Genomic DNA, 16,016 nt, shown 5'->3' with positions numbered 1-16,016 from the left:
TTTGAAAATTAAGCTTAAATAAAACATATTTAAGTTGTTACTGAAAGGTGTAATGAAAATGACTGAAGAAAATATAGAAATGATTCCGTTTCAAATTATTAGTAATGTTGGATCAGCAAAAAGTTTAGTAATGGAAGCTCTTTATGCAGCTAAAAATGGAGACTTCGACCAAGCAGAAGAAAAATTAAATGAGTCTCAAGCATTCTTTGTTGAAGGGCATAAAGCACATGCTTCATTAATCCAAAAAGAGGCTGCAGGTGAGGAACTATCTTTTTCTCTGTTCCTAATGCACGCTGAAGACCAATTGATGAATACAGAAACAATCAAAGAGTTAGTAAAAGAAATGATTGAAATGTATAAACGATTTGGTTCTTAAATAGATAAATTCCGATTATAAATTGGATCATTACGATCATTGAAGTAATGATCCTTTTTATTAGATTGTGAGTGATTAGATGAGCAATGTAATAGCTTTTGATTTCGGGGGTACGAAAATAAAGCACGGATTGATTAATTCAAATGGCGAAATAATAACGACAGGTGCTTATAAGACAGAGAGAAAAGATCTTGATCGATTTTTAACTGACTTATTTGCAACCGTTCGCACTTATCAAGCTAGCTCTGATGTTCGTGGTATAGCAATCAGTATGCCTGGATACATAGATGTTCATACTGGTTATTCCGAACGTGCAGGAGCAATCACCGCATTAGATGGAAAGAATATTAAAGATCTACTAGAAACAGAATTTTCCTTACCAGTAGAGACAGAAAATGATGGTAATTGTGCTGCCTTAGCAGAGGGGAATTCAGGCAACGCACAAGGATGCGAAAGTTTTATCTGTATGACAGTTGGAACAGGTATAGGTGGCTGTATCTATTTAAATGGAGATATCTATCGTGGTTCTAACCTCAGGGCCGGTGAATATGGCATGATGATTACAGATCTTACTTCTGGTGAACAGAAAAATATGCACCAGACGGCGGGCTTCTCTAATCTAGTTACAGATTATAAGCGCTATATGCAAACGGATGAAAATGTGGAAGGTACAGCTATTTTTGAAGCTGCATTAAACGACCCGCATGTAAAGAAAATGATTGATGATTGGGTTGGACATATCTCAAGAGGGATTTTTAACCTCTGTGTAACATTGAATCCGGAGAAAATTTTAATTGGTGGGGGAGTTAGTGCACAATCCTACTTATTTGAAACAATTAATAGACAGTTGAAACAATATCACTACTGGCATGAGTTTGAAATACCGGTTGTACCATGTAAGTATCACAATGATGCAGGCATGCTTGGCGCTTATTATCATTTTAAGAAAATGCAAACCGCCAAAAAAGATAATCCGGCATTTTAAATAAATAGATAATTTTTTATATTATTAGGAGGGCTATCTTGTGAATAAAGGCATAAAAATTGCAACAATTGGCGGCGGTTCTAGCTACACACCAGAATTAATTGAAGGGTTTATCAAAAGTTATGATGAGCTACCAATATCAGAAATTTGGTTAGTTGATATTGAAGCAGGTCAAGAAAAATTAGAAATTGTAGGTAATCTTGCAAAACGTATGATCAAAAAAGCAGGCTTACCGATTGATGTTCATTTAACGCTAAATCGTAGAGAAGCGTTAAAAGATGCTGATTTTGTTACGACACAGCTTCGAGTAGGTTTATTGGAAGCACGTGGAAAAGATGAACGTATTCCGTTAAAATACGGTGTCTTAGGTCAAGAAACAAATGGACCCGGTGGCTTGTTTAAAGGATTGCGCACGATCCCGGTTATTTTGGACATCTGTAAAGAGATGGAAGAGCTTTGTCCGAATGCATGGTTAATTAACTTTACAAACCCAGCTGGAATGGTAACAGAAGCTGTATTAAGATATTCTAATATTGATAAAGTTGTTGGCTTATGTAATGTACCAATCGGTATGGAGCGTGCAGCTGCCAAGCTAATGGATGTTGACCACTCTAGAGTCCGAATTGATTTTGGTGGATTAAATCACATGGTTTACGGCCTAGATATTAAATTAGATGGCATTAGCGTAATGGATGAATTAATTGAAAACTTAACTTCTCTAGACGAAGAAGGTAACGTGAAGAATATACAAGGTATGGAGTGGGAGCCAGAACTATTGAGATCTTTGAAGGCAATCCCATCTTACTATCATAATTATTACTATAAAACGCGTGAAGCTTTTGAAAAAGTGAAAGAAGAAGCAGATACAGTAGGAACACGCGCAGAAACCGTTTATAAGCTAGAAAAAGATTTATTTGAACTATATAAAGATCCTAATCTAGACATTAAACCACCACAATTAGAGCAACGTGGCGGTGCATATTATTCTGACGCGGCCGTTCGGTTGATCGCTAGTATTTATAATGACAAAAGAGATATTCAACCAGTTAATACAAGAAATAATGGTGCAATTGCGAGCATCCCTAATGACTCCGCTGTTGAAATTAGCTGTGTGATCACAAAAGAAGGACCGAAACCAATCGCGATGGGTGACTTACCTGTACCTGTACGCGGTCTCGTTCAACAGATCAAATCATTTGAACGTGTTGCGTCTGAGGCTGCTGTAACAGGAGATCGTGATTTAGCTATATTAGCATTAACGATTAATCCGTTAGTTGCATCTGATACTACAGCAAAAGCAATTGTAGATGAAATGTTAGAGGCGCATAAAGAACATTTACCACTATTTTTTAAATAATAAAATGAATAATTAATATGAAGCTGTTGCTTGTCTATTCCTTGTGAATAGGATGAGTGGCAGTTTTTTTGTTATACATTAAATCTTGGTAGTGCGTGTTAGTAGTTAACTAAATAATTATTTGTACGTGGTATAATACAGACAAAGGAACAAATATTAACGACTAATTTTCTTCATAAAGGGAGGATCACATGCTAACGATTGGTTATATTGGGAATGGTAAAAGCACAAATAGATATCATCTGCCTTTCGCCTTGCAACGAGAGAATATTAAGGTGAAAACAATTTATCGAAGAAGCCCTGAACGTGATCAGTGGGAGAAGATTTCAGGTGTTCATTATACAGCTGATTTAGATGAATTGTTGCAGGATAAAGACATCCAGTTGATTGTGATTTGCACGAAACATGATAGTCATTATGCATACGCGAAAAAAGTATTAGAGCATAATAAACATTGCTTAGTTGAAAAGCCATTTATGGAAACCTCAGAACAAGCAAAAGAAATATTTGCATTAGCCGAAAGTAAAGCATTAATCGTTCAAGCTTATCAGAATAGAAGGTTCGACAGTGATTTTCTAACCGTTCAAAAGGTTATTGAAAACGGCAAACTCGGCGAATTATTAGAAATTGAAATGCACTTTGACTACTATCGTCCGCATATACCTGAATCGGTGCATGCGTTTGATTCTGACTCCTCCTTTTTGTATGGACATGGTTGCCATACGTTAGACCAGGTTATTAGTTACTTTGGTAAGCCAGATCATGTGCATTATGATGTACGGCAATTATTGGGACAAGGCAGAATGAATGACTATTTTGATCTGGATTTATATTATGGTCGTTTAAAAATATCGGTGAAGTCGAGTTATTTTAGAATCAAAGAAAGACCTAGTTTTATCGTTTACGGAAAGAAAGGCCATTTTGTAAAACAAACAAAGGATCGTCAGGAAGAGCATTTAAAGCAATTTTACATGCCTGATAATGAAGACTTTGGTGTAGATACGTTAGAGCATTATGGCGTCCTGACCTATATCGATGCAGAAGGTACAATGCATGAGGAAACCGTTAAATCAGTCGATGGTGACTACGGAAGAATTTACGATGACTTGTACCAAGCTATTATAAATGGAAAAGAAAAGACGATTACTGACGAAGAGACATTACTGCAGATGGAGATGCTGGAAAAAGGTGTAGCGTCATTAAGGTGAATGACTGCCTAATGCTTGTGTAGCAACGCAAAAGTCAGCTGTGAGATTTGGATAAAAAAAGAGGTAAAGCCTAGTCTGGCCTTACCTCTTTTCGTCCTATCTACTTAATAATCTCGTTGAATATTTGTCCGCCTTGTAAGTCAATAATCTTTAATCTATTTGTATCTTTTACAAAAATGCTTTTGTATTGTTTATGGCTATCTTCACTGCTTACGAACATCACACGTTTGTGCGGATTGTCTTCAACGATACGTGCACTATCATCATCTGCATTGACTTGTTCTTCTAATATGTCAAATTCGATAAAATCATCAACGTCGGTAGCTGATTCGTTTTCCTCTGATTCATTTTCATCATCATCAGACTCTGGTTGTTCTGCTTGAATGATTTGATTAAAAACTTCTCCGCCTTTTAAGTCAATAATTTTTAGTCTGTTTGTATCTTTCACGAAAATGCTCTTATATTGCTTCTGATTATCTTCGTTGCTTACAAGCATCACGCGTTTGCTTTCGTTATCTTCAACGATTTGCGCATGATCATCATCTGCATTGATTTTTTCTTCTAATGTGTCAAACTCGATAAAATCATCAACATCTACAGTTGATTCATTTTCTTCTTCTTCTTCTGATTCGTTGTCATCATCATCTACTTCTGGAAAATCTGTACCTGTGATCACTTGATTAAAAATTGGTCCTTTGCCGAAATCAATGATTTTCAATCTGTTTGTTTCTTTAATAAAGATACTTTTGAATTGTTGATTATTATTCGTTAACATAATCACACGTTTTCCTTGGTTGTCTTCCACGATTTGTACGTTGTAATCTTCTAGATCGTCAATTTGATCATCGAGTACCTCGTATTCTGTGTATTGCTCTAAGTTGTTTAAAATATTTGTTTGTAGTTTTAGTTGGTCTGTTGTGTTTGTTGCATCAACATTCTCAGCTCCAGCAAATCCTCCTGTGAATAATAATGCACCAGCCATTGTAGTTAATAGTAAAGTTTTCATTGTTTGCCTCCTTGTTTAATTTGTTAATTTCATTGTATCCTTCAAAAATAAGAACATCTTTAGAAGAAAATTAGAATTTGATTAGAATATGTGGAAACGGTAAATTAATTAGTGTGTAATGCTATAATATAAGTAGAATATTTAGGCGTAATGAGAGAGGGGAAGCAGAATGACACGGATATTGATTGTGGAAGATGAAACATCTATCGCACGTGTATTAGCATTAGAATTGAAGCATGAAGGATATGAAGCGGTAACTGCTAAGACAGGTGATGAAGGGCTAATGCGGGCAGAAAGTGAGTCTTGGGATTTACTTTTGCTAGATGTGATGCTTCCAGAACGTAGTGGTATGGATATCTTACGTCGTTTGAGAACAAGCGGTGATTCAACCCCTGTCATTATGTTAACAGCTCGTGATGCGGTATTAGATAAAGTATCGGGACTAGATCAAGGAGCGAATGACTATGTGACGAAACCTTTTGACATGGAAGAACTGTTAGCTCGAGTGCGTGTTTGCTTGCGCCAACGTGATAAAGCAGTTGAATCTGAAGTTTTTACAGTGGCAGATCTATTTGCAAATTTGCAAACGAGACAAGTAACAAGAGCAGGTCATCTAATAGAATTAACACCAAGAGAATTTGATCTATTAATTTACTTATTGCGTAATAAAGATATCGTCTTAACCCGTGATCAACTATTACAAAATGTGTGGGGCTTTGATTATGTGGGAGAGACGAATGTTGTGGATGTATATATACGTTATTTACGACAAAAAATTGACCGAAATTCTAAAGCAACCTTAATTCAAACGGTTCGGGGCGTCGGCTACGTATTGCGTGAGATAACATGAAGTTAAAGACAAGGATTCAACTGTTAACCACAGGCTTACTTGTTGTCGTTCTGTTAGCTGCACATATTGGTATTTACTTTGCATCAGATCATTTATTAGTGAAAACTGTGACAGACCGGTTAGATAACCAATCCGAGGATATTTTACAAGCTTTACAGAAAAGTGACAGCGGGGAGTCCACCGCACAATTAATTAAAGCATCCACCCCTACAAATGGAATGATACGAGTTATTTCCTCAGATGAAAAAGTACTTTCGATAGGCACGCGCCTCCCAGAGCTGCGTGAAGTAGATCCTGTTTATTCTGAAAATCACCAAACTGCTATACGAAAGACCTCCATTGGAAGAACAGCCTCAGTCTTCTATCCATTTATTTGGGGTGATGGACAAGTAGTAACGTTAGAGATTACGGAAAGTTTGGTCCAAGAAGAAGAGACATTAGGGGTATTACGAGGGGTTCTGTTTGTCTCTGCACTATTTATTTTGCTTCCAGTTGTATTTGGTGCTCGTTTACTAGCAAGATTAATTACTAACCCAATTGGAGCATTGATCACAACGATGGATGATATGGAGAGAAGCGGTAGTTTTCAAACCATTTCTCAAAAAAGCCGCACGAATGACGAATTAAGCTTGCTAACTCGAACGTTTAATCGAATGATTGATCGCTTGGAAGGTAATTTTTCTCGTCAACAGCAATTTGTTTCGGATGCTTCTCATGAGCTTAAAACACCACTAACTGTTATTAATAGCTATGCTAGCGTATTGTCTCGGTGGGGAAAGAGTGACCCTTCTGTACGAGATGAAGCGATCGAAGCTATTCATTCTGAAACGATTCGGATGCAGCATTTAGTAAAACAGTTATTAGATTTAGCTCGTGAAGATCAGCAAGGGGCTTTAGATTTAGAACAACATAATATTACACAGTTAAGCAGGCAGGCTGTCCAACGAATGCAGCAGATAACCAATGATGAAATGTCTGTAAATGGTCCAGAATTAACAGTATTAATTGATGCAGAAAAGTATCAACAGTTACTGTTTATCCTGCTTGATAATGCTGTTAAATATGGTGAAGCGCCAATAATTGTTTCATTAGAGAAAAACAAATCAAATATCAAGCTGACTGTTTCAGATCACGGACCAGGTATTGATCCAGCAGAATGGGAGCATGTTTTTGATCGCTTCTTTCGTGTTGATAAATCTCGTAGTCGTAATAAAGGTGGATCAGGGCTTGGTTTGGCGCTCGCTTATGAGATTGCTAAATCACACGGTGGAACCATTCAGGTACAAGCGAACGAGCCACAAGGAACTAAATTCATTGTAGATTTTCCTATAGAAGGAATAGAAAGGAGGAGCGAAACTAATGATTAAGCGTATCAGTATTATTTCAATAGTGAGTGTTCTTGTCATGATTATTGCTGTTTACTTTTGGCCATTTCAGACAGAATCACTATCAGCAGAGACAGCCAGTCAACGTGCGCAGGACCTCTATGGTGGGACGGTTGAAGATACGATCAAAGAGTCTGGCTATTATATTGTTAAGCTTGATAAGGATGGGCGGGTCTATGAAGTTAAAGTGGATGATGTGGATGGTGCAATTATTAACATTGATGCATTGGAAAAGGTTGTCCAATCAGGTAAAGCTGATGAACAAAACCAGACTGAAGATAAAAAAGAGGAACAAACAGCTGACCAGCCAAAGGATGAGAAGCAACCTGGAGTTCAAGAACCTTTGGACGAAAACGATGGATTAATCACAGCTGTCGAAGCGAGTGATATCGTATTAGAACGTATGGATGATAATGATAAGCAGTTAAATATAGAATCTGAGCTTGATGAAGATGACGGTCGATATATCTATGAAGTGAAAATTGAACTGGTTGACGGAGGAGAAGTAGAAGCTGAAGTGGATGCAGTTACAGGTAAAGTTTTGTATTTTTATACCGAAGAAGCGGATGAATAGAATTAGGTTAAATCCGAAAATTCATCAAAACGAAGAATGGTATTTAAGGTGCTCAAAGCAGTTTGCAATTATGTATTGAAAATCTATTCGAAGAGGGTATGACAGTGTTGCGTTAGACGGAAGAGACTACCTAATACATGATTTCAATGATGGCCATACGGCGTAGACTCGTCTTACAGATCTAACGCCAACACATTTACCCCCTTACTTAGATGACTTGATATCATAAACGAGTTCAGGCAGATCCTGCTGGAATAAATGCCCGCTGTTTTCAAGAATTTTAGTCTTCGCGTGTGGAAGTTTATAGGCATAGCACTCAAAATGAACAAAAGGGACTATTTCATCATTGCGGCTTTGATATAGATGGATTTGTGAGATTTCAGGCAGTCTTGAAGCGAAATCATCGGATAGTTGAAATTCTTTAGATGGCCAATCTTCATCCAAGCCCCAGTATGGTGCTCCCATTATAAACAAGCTTGAGATAGATGGCTCACAATTTTCCTCAGAAAGGTATTTTAAAAGGACAGATCCACCTAGTGAATGGCCGATCAGAATAGAGTTATCGTCCAAATTAGAAAGTTCTTCTTTTAGTATGTCCTTCCACTGAGCGTAATTTGGATTTTCAGGAACTGGCATGGTTGGAGAATTAAAATGAAAATTCGAACCAATTTTTTTTGTAAGTAGGCGATTAAGTGACTACTTCCTTGATTCCTTCCCTGGGGTCCTGCACTGTGAATGAACAACACTTGTTTCTTCAAATGATAACCTCCTTAATCAGATTCTATTAAGAAATAGGGATATGAATGTTAATTGTACAATAAGTAGATTCTTCCTACGTTTGTTTATTAAAGTCTCTTCAACATTTATTTGATTTTCTCTGCCAACTCTAAAATAATCCCTTCTGGCCCACGAATATAGCATAACTTATAAGTGTTTTTGTAATTTTGTATTTCACCAAAAAGTTCCGCGCCTTTCATTTTCAACTTGGTAACAATTTCTTCAATATCTTCAACAGAAAATGCAATATGCCGGATACCTAATGTATTTGCAAACGATTCCTTAATCCCTTTTTTATCTAATGGCATATGGAATTTGACTAGCTCTATAGTTGCTTCGCCGTCTGGCGTCCCTAACATTACAACTGTCTCTTTAACGTCACTAAGCCCAATTATCCGTTCTACCCATTCTCCTTCTACTTCCGCTTCCCCTAATACTTCAAGACCAAGGTCAATAAAAAAGTCTTTAGCGGTAGGCAGGTCATTTACGATTACACCGACATGATCTATTTTGTGGACCTTCATATCTCATACCTCCTATGTTTTGAAGTTCTAAAAAACGTATCACCAAAGAGTTCTTATCGATTACTTAAATCATTGATCTTTTATGACATGTACTGTTTGGGTATTATTTTAATCTAGCTTATTTACTTAATTATATCAAAATTTTATATAAATTATAGAAATTAACCCAAATAATTGGTTGTAAATATAGATTTTTGGTAAAACAGATACTTTCTCTGTCATAGTATCTGTTTCATACCATCTACTTTGAAACCAGACCAGAGAATAAGAAAAGTTGACAAATAAAGATGCTATTCTGTCTGAAAGAATAGCATCTTTATTTGTGAACTGTTTTTCTTTATTGGAAAGCTTAAAGTACTGCTGGTCCGCCTTGTTCTTGCTTTACTAATTTACTATCGTACATTTTAATAAATGGTAGCCAAACTAGAAATGCTGCTAAACCACAAATTAATGCAACAACTGGCGCCATGAAATATCCACCTGTACTAATAAATGCTCCTATTCCTATTGGTGTTGGCCAAGGTACTTGTGCAATAACTGGTTGAACAATGTGTAGTTTGATAGCCCAATACCCTATAGTTGCTGAAACCATTGGTGCTAAAAAGAAGGGCACTGCAAGATATGGGTTGTAGACGACTGGTAGACCAAAAATTATCGGTTCATTAATGTTGAATATACCGGGTGCGAGTGCTGCTTTTCCTAAAACATTTAATTGTTTTGATTTAGCTAGAAATGCAATGAAGATACACAAACCTAATGTTGCTCCAGAACCACCCATAACAACGAATGCATTTTGAAACTCGCCAGCAAATGGTATGTTTGCTCCATCGATATTATGTTGCATGTTTGTCAGAGCGATAGGTAATAGAAATCCACCCATAATATTGGCTCCGTGGATTCCCACGATCCACAGTGCATGAATTAAAAAGTAAATAATCATAAGGCCAATCCAGCTATCAGTAAGATTAACAACAAATCCAAAAGGAATAGCAACCAGTTTAAATATGTCAGTACCCACCATTACAAGTACACCATTGATTAGTAGAACAACAATAGCGACGACAAATGCTGGTACTAATGCTGTAAATGCTCTAGAAACACCATCAGGTACTGTATCAGGCATTTTTACAAGCCAATTTCGTTTTACGCAAAGTCTATATAGTTGAACAGCAATAATCCCCATGATAATCGCAGAAAATATTCCTGTAGCTCCTAAACGACTTAATCCGTCTCCAGCAACCTCCCATCCAGAGATAATTGCTGTACCATCACCTGATTTCTCAAATAAAGACATGCTCCCATTTTCTATAACTAGTTGAGGAATAGTCATAAAGAAAGCAAACATTGATAGTAATGCACCATTTAATGGAGAGAGGTTTAATTCCTCTTCTTCTGCAAATATTTTAGTATATTCATAGCCTATCACAAGCCCAAAATATAAAGCTAGTATGCCCATGGTTGCTTTATTAGCCAACATATACAAATCACTAAACTTAAAGAAGGTACCCTCAAAAAAATCTTGCAAAAATGGCATAGCTTGTGGTAACACATTTAACACTAAGAACATCGAACCAACAATAATGAATGGTATTGAGGCTACCCCAGCCCCCATAATTGCACGTACAAAACGCCAAGAAGCAACGACACTCATAGGACCCATCAGATACTTTTCTAACAAACCGAATGCTCTATTTTCCGATTCCATTGAAATACCCCTTTTCTATGATTAATTTATAGCTTCTTCATACGCTTTAATGCGTGTAAAGTGCTTATCTGTATTCTGTTTAATCTTGTATAAACGCAAAAGAATGAGGGTGCTTAACAGTAATCCCAAAGACAAAACAGTTAAAACCATGAATTGAGACTTAACTTGATTAGTGAGAAATGGATATAACTTAGTGAAAATAGGTGAGAAACAAGTTGAAATTATTAAAAGAATATTTGTGAAGAATATAGCCATAAAGCAGTATTTAGTAAGTTTTGGATTATTTGTATGCTTACTAAATATTTTTACTTGTTCAGCAACACTAAATAATATAATAATCATCAATGCTAAAGGAAGAATGTACATGTTCGAACTACTCATTGATAAGGAAATTAACCAGTATAAATTTGTGAAAAAGAATAATGCAGAAACGTATCTTACAAGTAAATATCGATTATAATACATTGATTTTATTGCTAATTTCCTTCTGTTATCTTCTACGCTCTCTTTTTCGATTTTTTTCATAAGACATCCCTCATTTGATCAGCTTTTGTGTTTTTTTATGCAAAGTTAACATTTCTAACGCTATATCTCTCAAAGTCATCGTATTCATTAGATGATCTTGAGCATGAACCATAATGATATCTATTTTAATTTCCTCGCCAGACGAATAACGCTGAAGCAATTTCGTTTGTGCTTTGTGTGCTAATAATAATGCATCTTTTGCTTGATTCAACTTGTTGCTAGAGGATTCAAATTCTCCGTCCTTCATTTCTTGAAATGCTTCATGTATAATTGTTCTCGCTTCGCCACTATGCATTATGATTTTGAAAGCAACACTTTCAATTTGTTCTTGTTCCATCGATGTCTTCCTCTCATTTAAAGTTAGGTTTTATAATTGGAGTTATTTTTATAAAGAAAAGCAATCACTTCAAGTTTTAATTGTTTGGCAGTTCTTGTAGGATTAATTTACCTAACTTTTCTATCCCCATAGGAATAGGTGCATATGCTTGTGGTGGTATATTAACAACTGGCTTTTCGAAACGATCACCTGCTTGTTTTAGTTGTTTATAATACATTTTTGTTTGAGGGCTAACTAGGTATAGATTAAAAAGATCTTGCTTAATTTTTTCGCCACCCTCATTAACAGATACAGCTTCTACTTCAATGTCGTGTCCTCTTTCTTTGAGAAATTCTGTCACTTTCTTTGCCATTAAAGAAGAAGACATACCAGCTGCACAAATAATTAATACTTTTTTCATCTAATACTCCTCCATTCAGAAAAATTATTTCAGCCAAATGTTGTACTATTGTGAACTAATCATAAATTTATTGTTGCTTTTGTTTTTTATGACTGGCTTATGGTGATTGGTGATGTGAGATGATTTCACCTCCTTTATACCACTTAGTACCAAACATGTTGATTTTAAAAAATGCTTTTTATAAAGATAATAGGAGTGATTTATCTTTATGTTTATATCATAAAACGAAAGCGCTATCATTTGTAGATGATCTTTTACCGTTGTCAACGGTAAAAAGTTGACAGTAAAAAAGAATGTAGACCTATTTAGTCTACATTAGATTGTTTTTAGTATTTTGCTATTGTTTTTCTAAAAGTATCATAAGTTTCACATTGAAGTAAATTTTGTAATAAGGTATGATTCTCGAACAACTTCATTAGAACGTCATACATTGGTTTTAAATCATCCATTTTATTATGTTTGCTTATATTTAGTAAATATATAATTTGTACTGGGTTATCTCCCCATTGAATGGGATTACTTAACGTAAGAATGGACCAAAAGGTTTCGTTAGTCTGTGGTTCCATAGCGTGCGGAAAAGCAACTAGATTCCCAAAGCTAGTAGGGGAATATCTTTCTCGTTCAAGAACAGAGTTAATAAAATTATCTTCTACCATGTTTGCCTTAATTAAGTTTTGTCCTAAAAATTCAATTGCTTCTTCCATGGAGTTTATCTCTTGTTTTAAGTATGTGAATTTTTCGCGCATATAATGATTCATAACTTCAAAATCGTTGTGAATTAATTTTTTGATTTTGTTAACATCTTGACTCCGAAGTATTGTACTAACTTCAATGATCGGAATATCTAAGTCTTCTTGAATAGGAATTGTACTTATAATCAAGTCAATGTTGTCCAGTGGTTGTTTAGTTAAATTATAGTATTCTGTAGTACCGATTATTTTGAGCTCATGACTAAATTCATTTTCTAATTTTATTGATAGCAACTGTGCGGTTCCTAAACCAGTTGCACAGACTAGCAAGCAACGTTTTTTATGGTTATTATTTTTTCTTTGTCTCTCCATTGCTGTTTCAAGGTGGAGAGCCATGTATCCTATTTCATTTTCGTCAATCGATATGTCTAATTTATTATTTATAACCTCTGCACCTGTAAGTGCGACCTCAAATGAGAAGGGGTATTTACTTTTTATTTCTTCTAACAGAGGATTTCTTAGATTCATTTGATACATATATCTATTGATTGCAGGTTTTAAATGTAAGCTTAATGCTAATAATAATTCTTTATCATCAGAAATATTTAGAGAATATACACGATCAATCTCATTAACTACTTGTTTTGCCAACTGTTGTATGTCTTGCTCTAAAACAATTTCTGCAGTTTCGATATCGGACTCGGAATGTGTTTTCTTAGACCCTTGTAAATGAATTGCTAAATAGGCTATCTCATTTGTGGAAAAAGAGACATGCAACTTCTGTTCGATTTCTATTACAATTTCTTGTGCAATGGTATATTCGATATTATTTGTGATTTTTGTTAGTTCGTCTTGATATATTTTTACTGCTTGGTTATTTCTTATTCGATTACAGGCAATAGATATATGGGTTATTAGATTAAGTAAACTTATATCACTGATGATTAATTTGTACTTTTTTAATTTATTGAGAATGCTATGTCGAATTACCTTAACCTCACTCTGGGGGAGGATCTCTAATCCACTAATTGTTTCATCTAATTCTTGATACTGTTGATTAAAAAGGTTTTCGGAAATACAGAAGCGAATCTTCATTTCTTCACCAACGACTTTTACACCATAATTTGGTTTATGTATGAGTGATAAGTCAAAATCGCAGAAAATAGTCCGTACCTTTTTTAAGTCTGTTTGTAAGGTTGTTCGACTAATAAATAATTCCTCAGCAAGTTGGTCTATCTTAATATAAGAGGAATGTAACAATAGCCTTTTTATTAAGTATTGTACACGGTCATTATGTTCTGTTGAAACAATGTTATTGCTATCATCAACATTCTGTTGCAGGAAATTCTTAAATTTCTCTTCATTCGTAATATGAAGAGAATAGCCTTTTCCTCGAATCGATTCAATATATGCGATGTCATTGTTTAGTAGAGTGCCTAATTTCTTTATATCATTGCGAATGGTTTTCGGACTAACTTGCAATGCTCTAGCAAGCGTTGTACTCGTTTGCGAATCATTAAGGTTTAGTAACTTTTGTAAAATTTGTTTGAGGCGAGTATTCATTGATTGGCTCCCCTTATAAATAAATAAGATGTAAACGTTATCATTATTTTTGCGTAAAAAAAGTGTCCTTTAAAAATAATTTGATATATATACTAATATGCAAGAAAAAAATAAGTTATGAGAATAGTTGATTAAGATATGCCTGAGGTCTAAATAAGATAGAAAACTTTTAAAAAAATTAATCAAAACCAACGGATGTTTGTTGGTTTTGATTAAATGATCGTCATTTATATTGTTCACTTCAACTCTCTAGCCACTTCATCCTTTACTGTAATACCGGATTTCTCGAGTTCCGCAATTTTCTCTGCAAACTGTGGTAAGTGGTCTTTATGAGCAATTAACAGTTCGTCTAATACTCGTTGTGCTGTTTCGCCGCTTGGAATGAGTGGGTTCATAATAAATGCTTGTAAAGCTGTGCCATAATCACCTGTAACCGCAGCTTCTTCTACACATAATTCCATATTCTTCATTAATTGTAGCCAACCTCTTTCAGCAGGTTGGAATGAACCAAAGGCAATTGGTTTAGCGCCAGATGCACCAACATAAGCCGAAACCTCAATTACATCATCAGGCGCTAGGTCTGGTACTGCACCGTTATTTTTTGTGGATACGACGATATGTGTGTTTTTGTTTGCGTAGATCGAAGCGATCGTTTCGCAAGCTGCTTCTGAATAGTAGGCGCCGCCACGTTCAGCTAATTGTTGTGGCTTATAATTTAAGTTTGGATCTTTATATAGCTCAAACAATTCAGCCTCTGTTTGCTTTACTATTTGTGCACGTGTGCCTTTTGTCGGGTCGTTGTAGTCTTTTAACAGATTATCTAACATTTCTTCATAACGATAATAATAACGGTGATAACCACAAGGAATCATGTTCATTTGCTTTAATTGTTCCTTTAAGAATGGAATGTCATGAATATTCGCTGGAATCCCAGAATCATTGTCATACATTTTATCAATAATATCTGACGTTACATCATTTCCTTTCAAGTCATGCACACGATGCCAATGGAAGTGATTTAACCCTGCAAATGAATAAATTAGTTCATCTGCTGTTTTATCAAGTAGCTTCGGTTCAGCCATCATCGCACCGACTGGAACATTACATAACCCAATTACTTTATCCCATTTACCATAACGAATGACTGCATCAGTTACCATTCCGGCTGGGTTAGTGAAGTTAACTAACCATGCATCTGGACAAAGCTTTTTCATGTCTTCCACAATGTCTAATATAATTGGGATGGTACGGAATGCTTTGAAAATTCCGCCAGCTCCATTGGTTTCTTGGCCAACCATTCCATAAGATAACGGAATTCTTTCATCCTTCACGCGAGCATTTAATAACCCGACTCTGAATTGTGTTGTAACGAAATCAGCACCTTTTAATGCTTCCTTTCGATTTAATGTTGTATGCACTTTTACATCATACGGGGAATTATCCCACATCCGTTGAGCCATTTCAGCTACTATATTTACTTTATCTTTACCTTCTTCTATATCAACAAGCCACATTTCTTTAATAGGTAGTTCCTCATATCTGTTAATAAAGCCTTCCACTAATTCGGGGGTATAACTGCTACCGCCACCAATAGTTACAATCTTTAAACCTTTTGACATGTATGATTCCTCCTTTTTCTTTTATTATATGAAATCTGTAAGCGGAAACAAGGTTATATAGAATATCTCCAACACCGTTCACAATACATTTACAAAAAATCACTCATTTTGTAAATATCATTTACGATAAATATGA

The 16,016-nt window shown here is 35.5% G+C and carries 16 protein-coding genes; 7 read left to right on the top strand and 9 right to left on the bottom strand.

What is annotated here, in order from left to right; all coding sequences use genetic code 11:
- Positions 1-58 precede the first annotated feature (58 nt).
- The 4 genes from HP569_RS06005 (at position 59) to HP569_RS05990 (ending at position 3,926) form a co-directional block, all read left to right on the top strand.
- Positions 59-376 carry a PTS sugar transporter subunit IIA gene (locus HP569_RS06005; protein WP_182200256.1) on the top strand — a complete coding sequence of 106 codons (318 nt, stop codon included), beginning with the start codon at positions 59-61 and terminating at the stop codon, positions 374-376.
- Positions 377-455: 79 nt separating this feature from the next.
- Entirely contained in the window at positions 456-1,361 is a 906-nt protein-coding gene (locus HP569_RS06000; protein WP_182200255.1) for an ROK family protein, read from the top strand.
- 40 nt (positions 1,362-1,401) lie between these two features.
- On the top strand, positions 1,402-2,718 hold the full coding sequence (locus tag HP569_RS05995; protein WP_182200254.1) for a 6-phospho-beta-glucosidase: 1,317 nt from the start codon (positions 1,402-1,404) through the stop codon (positions 2,716-2,718).
- 191 nt (positions 2,719-2,909) lie between these two features.
- Complete coding sequence (locus tag HP569_RS05990; protein WP_182200253.1) at positions 2,910-3,926, top strand: oxidoreductase; 1,017 nt, start codon at positions 2,910-2,912, stop codon at positions 3,924-3,926.
- 100 nt (positions 3,927-4,026) lie between these two features.
- Here the strand turns inward: HP569_RS05990 and HP569_RS05985 are convergent, their stop codons facing one another.
- A complete protein-coding gene (locus tag HP569_RS05985) occupies positions 4,027-4,932 on the bottom strand; it encodes a hypothetical protein (protein ID WP_182200252.1) in 906 nt (301 codons plus the stop codon).
- A 169-nt stretch (positions 4,933-5,101) separates the two neighbouring features.
- On the opposite strand from HP569_RS05985, the gene HP569_RS05980 reads away from it, so the two are divergent.
- Genes HP569_RS05980 through HP569_RS05970 form a run of 3 tightly spaced genes read left to right on the top strand, consistent with a single transcriptional unit; the run spans position 5,102 to position 7,741 of the window.
- Complete coding sequence (locus tag HP569_RS05980) at positions 5,102-5,782, top strand: response regulator transcription factor (RefSeq protein WP_182200251.1); 681 nt, start codon at positions 5,102-5,104, stop codon at positions 5,780-5,782.
- Positions 5,779-7,149: a sensor histidine kinase gene (locus HP569_RS05975; protein ID WP_182200250.1), complete on the top strand. Its 1,371-nt coding sequence runs from the start codon at positions 5,779-5,781 to the stop codon at positions 7,147-7,149. Before HP569_RS05980 ends, HP569_RS05975 begins: the two co-directional genes overlap by 4 nt.
- Positions 7,142-7,741 (top strand): PepSY domain-containing protein, encoded by a 600-nt coding sequence (locus HP569_RS05970; RefSeq protein ID WP_182200249.1) that lies wholly within the window; start codon positions 7,142-7,144, stop codon positions 7,739-7,741. The genes HP569_RS05975 and HP569_RS05970 overlap by 8 nt, the downstream gene beginning before the upstream one ends.
- Before the next feature lie 204 nt (positions 7,742-7,945).
- Here the strand turns inward: HP569_RS05970 and HP569_RS05965 are convergent, their stop codons facing one another.
- From HP569_RS05965 to HP569_RS05930, 8 genes are all read right to left on the bottom strand, one after another.
- Entirely contained in the window at positions 7,946-8,377 is a 432-nt protein-coding gene (locus HP569_RS05965) for an alpha/beta hydrolase (RefSeq protein ID WP_246366947.1), read from the bottom strand.
- Positions 8,378-8,604: 227 nt separating this feature from the next.
- Positions 8,605-9,042: a VOC family protein gene (locus HP569_RS05960; RefSeq protein WP_182200248.1), complete on the bottom strand. Its 438-nt coding sequence runs from the start codon at positions 9,040-9,042 to the stop codon at positions 8,605-8,607.
- Between the two features lie 349 nt (positions 9,043-9,391).
- The gene (celB, locus tag HP569_RS05955) at positions 9,392-10,747 is read right to left on the bottom strand and encodes a PTS cellobiose transporter subunit IIC (protein ID WP_182200247.1); all 1,356 of its coding nucleotides are present in this window, start codon (positions 10,745-10,747) and stop codon (positions 9,392-9,394) included.
- Positions 10,748-10,768: 21 nt separating this feature from the next.
- Positions 10,769-11,272 (bottom strand): hypothetical protein, encoded by a 504-nt coding sequence (locus tag HP569_RS05950; protein WP_182200246.1) that lies wholly within the window; start codon positions 11,270-11,272, stop codon positions 10,769-10,771.
- A 10-nt stretch (positions 11,273-11,282) separates the two neighbouring features.
- Positions 11,283-11,609 carry a PTS cellobiose transporter subunit IIA gene (locus tag HP569_RS05945; protein WP_182200245.1) on the bottom strand — a complete coding sequence of 109 codons (327 nt, stop codon included), beginning with the start codon at positions 11,607-11,609 and terminating at the stop codon, positions 11,283-11,285.
- 76 nt (positions 11,610-11,685) lie between these two features.
- Positions 11,686-12,009, bottom strand: coding sequence for a PTS cellobiose transporter subunit IIB (locus tag HP569_RS05940; protein ID WP_182200244.1), 324 nt, complete (start codon positions 12,007-12,009; stop codon positions 11,686-11,688).
- Positions 12,010-12,335: 326 nt separating this feature from the next.
- Positions 12,336-14,261, bottom strand: coding sequence for a BglG family transcription antiterminator (locus HP569_RS05935; RefSeq protein ID WP_182200243.1), 1,926 nt, complete (start codon positions 14,259-14,261; stop codon positions 12,336-12,338).
- A 236-nt stretch (positions 14,262-14,497) separates the two neighbouring features.
- Positions 14,498-15,880 (bottom strand): 6-phospho-beta-glucosidase, encoded by a 1,383-nt coding sequence (locus HP569_RS05930; RefSeq protein ID WP_182200242.1) that lies wholly within the window; start codon positions 15,878-15,880, stop codon positions 14,498-14,500.
- Positions 15,881-16,016 lie beyond the last annotated feature (136 nt).

The organism is Paraliobacillus salinarum, assembly GCF_014083865.1.
Lineage (GTDB): Bacteria > Bacillota > Bacilli > Bacillales > Amphibacillaceae > Paraliobacillus > Paraliobacillus salinarum.
The sequence above is the reverse complement of the archived record's forward strand: the minus strand, read 5'-3'. Positions and strand labels throughout refer to the sequence as shown.